Raw genomic sequence first — 6,422 nt, 5'->3', positions numbered from 1 at the left:
TGTCTCACCTAGGCCTTTCCTCCTGCAGGAGTCTCCATGTATTTCCTCCGCTGGGCTGGTGTTTTCCAAACTAGCGTAGGTAGAATACGTAGACTCCTGTGGGAATAGCACGAGTCCGAAGACCCCGCAGCGGTGCTTTTTCCGCGAGGCAGGTTAAGTGCGCGACGTCCTGTCGCAACACCTGCACTTGCACGTCCTGTGCTTCGGAGGCTGAGGCCGTGCCCACGGAAAGCGAAGTATTCAGCCGAAGCGGTATTTTACGTCGCAACTCTGGTTAAATATTATAGAGCAAATTAACCTAAGTTACTGCACAGTTTATAGATTTTGTGTAAAACATTATTATTCAGAATTAAGCCTGTTTTTTGCTTTCTGTCTAATTTCTTCAATCGTTGCATTTACAGAAATTTGCTCTTTCTCCGTAATAATTTCAATAACAGAAACACAATCTCCAGCAAGTGCCTCTGTAAAAGCGACATTAAATTCATCGATCGTCTTTACTGAATATCCTTTTGCCCCAACACTTTCCGCTAGATTTTTAAACGAAACAGCACCTAAGTCAGTAGCAATGACTTTTTCCGGATAATGCATTTCTTGATGCATTCGAATCGTTCCATACATATTATTATTAAATACGAGAACAATTACTGGAATATGATAACGAACTGCCGTTTCCAGTTCATTGGCTGTCATCATAAAACCACCATCTCCCGCTAGTGTGACAACCGTTTTATCTGAAAAAGCGAGTTTTGCTCCAATTGCCGCCGGTAACCCATAGCCCATCGCCCCTGACGTTGGCCCGACATACGTATGTGGCTTCATAAACTTGAAAAAATCATGCAACCAACTAACAAAATTTCCAGCATCATTTGTTAACAACGCATTTTCCGGTAATTTTTCCTGTAGCGTTGCAATCACCTGTTTATTGATGACATCCGTTTTCGTGAGTTTTAATTTGCTAGCCTTTTCATAAGCAGATCTTTTTTGAAAAACCCATTCCTGCCAAATTGGAGTAATACTTAGTGACGAGAACGCATGCAATGCTTGAGAGAGATCCGCTACAATCCCGATGTCTGGACTGTATACTTTTCCTAACGTTTCATCATTAATATCCACATGAATTAACGTATGATGATCTTTCAACAGTGTGTAATCCTTTGTCGTCACTTCCGATAATCTTGTTCCTAGCGCAAGGATCGTATCCGCTTCTTCAATCATTTCATCGATATAATCACTTTTCCCAAGCCCCAAATGGCCAACGAATAAGGGATGATTATGTGGAAAGGCATCATGTCTACGGAAAGCAACCAGAACAGGAAATTGATATTTTTCAGCAAAAGTTATTATTGCAGCCTCCGCCTTTGAATTCTTCACCCCACCACCAGCAATCACAAGCGGTCCCTTTGCTTGCTTCAGCAATTTTTCAACTCTCAAAACTTCCTCATTTGCTGGTGCAGGTTTTGGTTTTATAAAACTTCCTCTAAACGTCATTTCTTTTTTTACCGGCAAAACATCTTCCGGAAGCGAGATAACAACAGGACCAGGTCTACCAGATTGTGAGACTCGTATTGCCCTTTCCATAATCTCAGGCATTCGTTCCGGATCCCTAACTTCAACTGCCCATTTGGCAATTGGATCAAAAAACTGATCCAAATCAACTTCTTGGAAACCTTCCCTCCCACGAAATTTACTATGGACTTGGCCCAGCAATACAATCATCGGCGTGGAATCTTGATAAGCCGTATGCACTCCAATTGACAAATTCGCTGCCCCAACTCCGCGGGTTGCAAGAACGACTCCTGGTTTTAAAGTTGACTTTGCATATCCTTCCGCCATAAAAGCAGCTCCACCCTCCTGGCGAGTGGAAATTACTTGAATAGTAGATTCGTCATGGAGAGCATCAAGGACTGGTAAATAGCTTTCACCGGGTACACAAAACACATGCTTAATTCCCTCTTTTTTTAAAACTTTCACAATCGCTTCCGCAGCAGTCATTGTCTGCCTTTTCACAGTCATGAACGTGTCTCCTTTTTTCTTAAACATCATCGTTCGACAAAATCTGCAATCGCTTACATTTCACTTAATGAAATAACATTTCAAACTTAATTAAAGTATACCGTAGTTTTATATTGTTTTCAATCTTATTTTTTAAAACTAGTATAATTATCCAATAACTATTGATAATATAAAGAGGCAACCTATTCTATACATAATACCTTTTATCTCTTTGGGAAAGGATGAGAAAAATTCAGAGTCGAATTATATGTGAACGACATAGAAAAGTCGCTAGATTTTTATGGAAGCATTATTGGATTAGAACTATACGGTCGAAATGAACGATGTGGACGCTTTAACTACGATTGTTTTTCCCTATTTATATTGTTAACCGCTAAAACCGCTTTAGAAGACGATCATTATTTTCATACAAGAGCGAAAACAGAACAAAAAGGAAATGGATTTGAGTTAATCATTGTTATAGATAAATTAGAGAGTGTAGATGAACGCTGTCAGAAGTATCGCATCATACCTGAAGTTGATTGGTAAATGCGAGGTTTTAAAATCCAGATGGATACTTTTTTGCGGATCACTTCAAAATAATATACAAAACATTACTTTATCCCATTTATAGACGATCAAATGGGTTTTCCACTCTCATAATTTTTTTAAAAACTCAATTCTACAAAAGTTCCTAATTTTAAAATGAAAAATATACAGAAAAAACGAATTGTTTTGGGGAAAGTCAAAACTCTGGTTAAAATATTAAAAAAACCATTGTAAATTTGGATATTATACTATTAAATTATACAATTTAGGTGGAGATGAAGATGCACTTAGGAAAAAGACTTCGTTACATAAGATTAAAAAATAACCTTTCACAAGAAAAACTAGCAAAAGGAATTGTATCAGTTAGTCATTTAAGTAACTTAGAATCCGGCAGATATTCAGCCTCCGAAGAAACGATCCGATTTTTAGCTAAAAGACTCAAGGTAAGTGAAAGTTATTTATCGGGTAGTTTGACACCGGATAAAAATCTAGACGAACAATTATCTAAATTATTTGTTACGATTCTTACCGATGTTACAAACACACCAAAGATTTTAGCAACAATTCACGAACCAATTAATTGTATTTATCAAGAGTGGACTTATTTCTACTTAACATGCAGTTATTACTACAAAGTGAATAAGCTAGATAAAGCAAAAGACATAGAAGAAAACACTTTAACTTATTTTATATCAGAGAATGATAGTTTAACAGAATACCCTCAGATACTGAAGCAGGCTTACTTTTATTATAAAGGCATATCGGCTTATCGAAATAATCATTTAGAATCGAGTTATCACTTTTTTTATATGTTGTTAGAGACCGTTCGACACTCACCTAGTATATGCGCAGATATGCATTTTAATTTAGCTTTAATCAGTTATGAAATAGCCGATTATTTTAAAGCAAAAAAACATGCCGATGAGTCTATCAAACTCTATATAAATAACGGGGATCTGAAGAATTTAGCTATCGCACATAATTTATTAGGTACAATATTTTGTGATACTTTTATGTTTAAAGAATCATTACAAGAACTAGAAAAAGCGATGAACTACTCTAATATATTAAAATTAACTAGTCACAAAGCACGAGTCTTTCATAATCAAGGTCTCGTTTATAAAGGAATGAATAACCTTCCGGAAGCTTTAAAACAATTTATGAAATCTTATGAACTAAAAGTAAAAATCAAATCTGATAGTATTTTAGCTACTCTAGTCGAAATTATTAAATGTCATATAGTACTTAATCAATATAGCGATGCAAAAAAATTAGCAAGAACTTCATCGCAATATTTGAAAACAGAAAGAGATTATTACCGACTATCTTCATTAAAAGGAAGTATTGATTTACATGAAGGTAATGAAGCTGAATTTATTAAGAAAAAAACAGAAGCACTAAATTATTTTATAAATAATAATTTGTTAAAAAATGCTAAAGGAATAGCAAAAGAATTAGGAGATTTTTATTACAAAACTAATAAATATAAAAATGCTGCAACCTATTACAGGATGGAGCTAAATAACTTTTCAGAAAGGTGGTGAAAAACATTGAGGAAATTAATGACTTTAGCATTATTTCTAGGATTAGCATTCTCTGCACTACATTCTGGCTTAATCGACATACATAACGGAGATAATGCAGATATTAAATCTGTAAACCCTAACAATGGTATTATTGGCATTAATAACGGCGATAATGCAGATATCAAGTAAACGCAATATAAATACCCCCTGTATTATATAGAAAACAGCACGTTCTCACTATTAAAGAACGTGCTGTTTTCATTTTTTATAAAAAAAGTGGAGACCAATGCTCCACAATTATTACTTTGAAAATAACCTTTATAATGTTTTGAAAAGTTGACTACTTCTTGACTGTTCTAATATATTGGTCGTCCATCCAACCATTCTACTTACCGTATAAGTCGGTGTAAATAATATTTCTGGCATTTCAACTGCTTTTAATACGGCAGCTGCATAAAACTCAACATTAGCATATAGCTTTTTACCAGGTTTATATTCTTCAAGTAAACTAATTACCGTTTGTTCAACATGATATGCCAAATCTAATAAAGCGTCTTGTCCGACAAGTGATTTAATAACATCTCTTAATATGAGTGCTCGCGGATCTTGCACTTTGTAAATTAGATGACCGAAGCCTACTATTTTTAGACCGCACTCAAACCGACATCTTAGCCAACGTTCTGCATTTTTTTTCGTACCAATCATATCAAGCATTTCTTTTACTTTTGCTGGAGTACCTCCATGTAATGAACCTTTCATTGCTCCAATAGCTCCCGTTACAGCGGAGACCATCTCAGATTCTGTGGATGTAATTACTCTAGCGGCAAAAGTTGAAGCATTTATTCCCTGCTCCATCGTCAAAATTAAATACGCATTTAATGCTTTAATATGGGCTTCTTTGGGTTCCTCACCTGTTAGCATATATAAATAATTTTCAACATGTCCTTTCTCAAAGGAAGGTTCAATAAATTCCAGATTATTATTTTTACGATAAATATATGCAATGATTGTCGGAGTAATAGCAGTTATTTCTACTGCTTGTTCAATCGTAGGTTTCCACGTATAACTTTGGGAACCTAAAGCTGAAATACTTGTTCGTAATATGCTCATAAAATCCATATCATTAGGAAGATGTTTCAAGATATTTATAATATATCTAGGCAATCTTCTTTTTGAGTACATATACTTGTTAAATTTTTCTAATTCGTATTCGGTTGGGAGTTCCCCATTCCAAAGTAAATAACAAACTTCTTCAAATGTATGATGAATTGCTAACTCTTTTACATCCAAGCCTCGATAAAATAACCGACCTTTTTCACCATCGACCAAACTTATGTGATTACCTGAATTTCCTGGGCGTTTTAAATAACCACTTGCTCTATTCATGTTGTAATCCTCCTTCTCCTAAAAATATATTCATGTCAATATAAAATTAAAGGTCTCTCGGCTTGGAGTAATTTGAATTTTCAAATTATTATACGTAGAATTATCTGACTTAGATTGCTCAATCGATTGATGTATCTAAATTAATAGTATCAAGAACGAACACTGATGTAAATGCTTTTCCTTGATAATAAAAGTTACTCAAAAAATGGCAGAATATTAGACTAAATGAAAGAAATTTTTGTAGAATCCTTAAATAAATAGATAAGCATATGGTGATTTTGCTGCAGAAGTCGACTGACCTCCAGCTCCAATCAACTATTGCGATTGTAGTATCTTGTAGAGAGTTGTTGCCACGCTCAGCGGAGGAATACGCGGAGCCTTCTAGTCGGCTAAAAACGGTCACGTCCTTGGACTATAGCTTCGCTTTCGTCCATCGTAAAGATTGTGACCTACGCCGACACTAAGACGGTCCTGTCCGTCGCAGGAGGAAAGGATTAGATGAGACCTTGCAGTGTGTAACCTAAGGGGGTTAAGGCAGCCGGCCAGATGGTAAAGGGGACACTGTGAAAGCAAGCGGAGCGCAGCTTGAGCCGATACAGTGGTGGGACGAGCCATGTGCAGTCTGAGGTGTCGCTCTTATGCCAGTGATGAAAACGCAGTGCATTATCATATCCGGTGAGATATTTTTTACTCAACAGTATCCTTCAGTTGCCATATTTGCATGTTACAATAGTATCGTTCTATAATGTAATAGTTCTTCTTTAAAAGTGTTTAGTCTAGCTATGTCTCTATCCAATATCCTCTTCTAAAATGAATCCAATATAAATCAACATTCCTTATCGATTACAATTCTTCATCCATCTGATACAGTGTACGATAATATTCACTCGTTTTCATTAAATGATGATGAGAACCACACAGTTTTATTTTTCCGTCATCTAAAAATATAATTTTATCCATTAATTCTGC

5 protein-coding genes are annotated in these 6,422 nt (G+C 35.6%); 3 read left to right on the top strand and 2 right to left on the bottom strand.

Translation table 11 applies throughout. The annotated features are described in order from the left end of the window. Window positions 1-339 precede the first annotated feature (339 nt). Window positions 340-2,013, bottom strand: a complete 1,674-nt coding sequence (locus tag ACPYKA_RS17505) for a thiamine pyrophosphate-dependent enzyme (protein ID WP_479543493.1) — start codon at window positions 2,011-2,013, stop codon at window positions 340-342. Between the two features lie 249 nt (window positions 2,014-2,262). On the opposite strand from ACPYKA_RS17505, the gene ACPYKA_RS17500 reads away from it, so the two are divergent. The 3 genes from ACPYKA_RS17500 to ACPYKA_RS17490 all read left to right on the top strand — a co-directional run bounded on the left by ACPYKA_RS17500 (window position 2,263) and on the right by ACPYKA_RS17490 (window position 4,256). Then, the gene (locus tag ACPYKA_RS17500; protein ID WP_479543492.1) at window positions 2,263-2,541 is read left to right on the top strand and encodes a VOC family protein; all 279 of its coding nucleotides are present in this window, start codon (window positions 2,263-2,265) and stop codon (window positions 2,539-2,541) included. A gap of 281 nt (window positions 2,542-2,822) precedes the next feature. Beyond that, window positions 2,823-4,085, top strand: coding sequence for a helix-turn-helix domain-containing protein (locus ACPYKA_RS17495; protein ID WP_479543491.1), 1,263 nt, complete (start codon window positions 2,823-2,825; stop codon window positions 4,083-4,085). Between the two features lie 18 nt (window positions 4,086-4,103). Beyond that, entirely contained in the window at window positions 4,104-4,256 is a 153-nt protein-coding gene (locus ACPYKA_RS17490) for a hypothetical protein (RefSeq protein WP_479543490.1), read from the top strand. 129 nt (window positions 4,257-4,385) lie between these two features. Here ACPYKA_RS17490 and ACPYKA_RS17485 read toward each other — a convergent pair whose 3' ends face one another. Beyond that, window positions 4,386-5,453, bottom strand: coding sequence for a citrate/2-methylcitrate synthase (locus ACPYKA_RS17485; protein ID WP_479543489.1), 1,068 nt, complete (start codon window positions 5,451-5,453; stop codon window positions 4,386-4,388). Window positions 5,454-6,422: the final 969 nt, after the last annotated feature.

The organism is Pseudogracilibacillus amylolyticus (SeqCode), from assembly GCF_051918545.1.
GTDB lineage: Bacteria > Bacillota > Bacilli > Bacillales > Amphibacillaceae > Pseudogracilibacillus.
The sequence above is the reverse complement of the archived record's forward strand: the minus strand, read 5'-3'. Positions and strand labels throughout refer to the sequence as shown.